Annotated in this window: 1 protein-coding gene; it reads right to left on the bottom strand. The window is 46.3% G+C overall.

Annotated elements, in window-relative coordinates; all coding sequences use genetic code 11:
- Window positions 1-176: 176 nt before the first annotated feature.
- Window positions 177-1,415 (bottom strand): ISL3 family transposase, encoded by a 1,239-nt coding sequence (locus IV54_RS07720; protein WP_057878793.1) that lies wholly within the window; start codon window positions 1,413-1,415, stop codon window positions 177-179.
- Window positions 1,416-1,552: the final 137 nt, after the last annotated feature.

The raw sequence follows: 1,552 nt of genomic DNA, 5'->3' as shown, positions 1-1,552 counted from the left end.
GGCTCTTTGTCAAATGGTGTTGAAGGATAGTTTCTATCCTTTGGAGATCTCCTCGTGTGGGAGATCTTTTTTGTTTTTTTATTAGTTGCGGCGTTTAATCTGGTGTGTCGTCTGAATATCGTACTTGAAGGCATAACAAATAAGCCTACCATCGTGACGTTATTGTGGTAGATAATCTAGGCAATCAGCTGGTAGACGCGTGTGAACATATTGGCCTGATTGGAGAAGCCATAACAAGCACGTTTGAGCTCCTTGATCTTACGGTTGATGCCTTCTATCGGTCCGTTAGAGTAGGACGATTTGGCGGCATTAATTACTCCATTAAGATTCTTTCGTAGGGTATGCATGGCCGTATCTAGGGGCGTGCCGTTAGGCTGATAGTTAGTGATGATATTCTTGAGTTCATCAGCGTGACGCCCCATCAAAGCATCGTGGAGATCGATGTAGGTTTCATAAGCTGTTTTGAAGGCCGGAAACGTATCGGTTCCAATATCAATAGCGTTCTGTTCGGTCGAGTACTCATTCAGGCCGAAGAGGTAGCGGCTCTTTTGTGCGTCAGGGGTGGCCTTGTGGAATAGGCGCCATAGTGATTTCAGTACTTTATATTCCCGCGAATGCTTGTCGAGTTGCTTTAAACATTGAGTGCGAATGGTATCCATCGTCCGGCCCATTAATTGAATAATGTGGAACCGATCAATAATGAGTTCGGCGTTAGGGAATAGTTCGTGCACGAATGCCTGATAGGAGGCGTTCATGTCCATGATGACGCGTTGAACCGCGGCCCGTTCTGCGGTGCTGTACTGACTAAGAAAGAACTGTTTGATGGTTCTATTAAGGCGGTCGCTAAGTACTTTAACTGATTTGTGAGTGTCGGCGTCAATGCAAATAAACGACATGGAGCCGTGCGTGGAACGGAATTCATCAAAGCATAGATTAATCGGTAACCGGCGGCTCGCGTGTGGATGAATATTAGCCGTCAAAATACGCTGAACTGAGTTTGTCGAAATACCGGTGAGACTGGCGATAGTCTTAGCCGGGAGTGATTTACTGGCTAGCTTCAGCACATGAGTCGCTAGTCCGTGACCGATGGCGTGGTTGGTTGATACCACTGGAGTGGTGGCCGTACAAGTGCTATGGCAGTTACTACAACGCCAGCGTTGCTTGTTTAGCTCTAGAATTACGGGCCGGTCCATGGGTCCTGAAATGTGGACATGAGTGAGCTTGTGTCCGTTAGGGTGCAACGTATTGTATCCACAGCTGGGACAGCGCCTGAGTGTGTAGGTAAGCTCTGCCTGGATGACCAAATACTTTTTGTGACCCGAGCCCCGACCATTAAATTCCTCACGAGTACCTAACACCTGAATGTTTGTGTCTGTAATTCCCAGTAATTTAAGTGTATTATCTAGTTGAGACATCTATTCCTACCCCGCTTATCTTGAGTTTCGTCGCTTAAAGCATAGCACTAGGGAGGCTTAGATGCTTTTTTTGTTATCAAAAAGGGCCTAGTACTTTTGGAATGGAAATACTTTCCAACACCAAAAATTCTAGACCC

Source organism: Levilactobacillus paucivorans (assembly GCF_001437125.1).
GTDB classification, from domain to species: Bacteria; Bacillota; Bacilli; order Lactobacillales; family Lactobacillaceae; genus Levilactobacillus; species Levilactobacillus paucivorans.
This window is presented reverse-complemented; position numbering and strand designations above follow the sequence as displayed.

What these genes read in the sequence shown, in the direction of transcription:
- IV54_RS07720 (WP_057878793.1), bottom strand. Translation starts at nt 1,415, where the DNA reads ATGTCTCAACTAGATAATACACTTAAATTACTGGGAATTACAGACACA.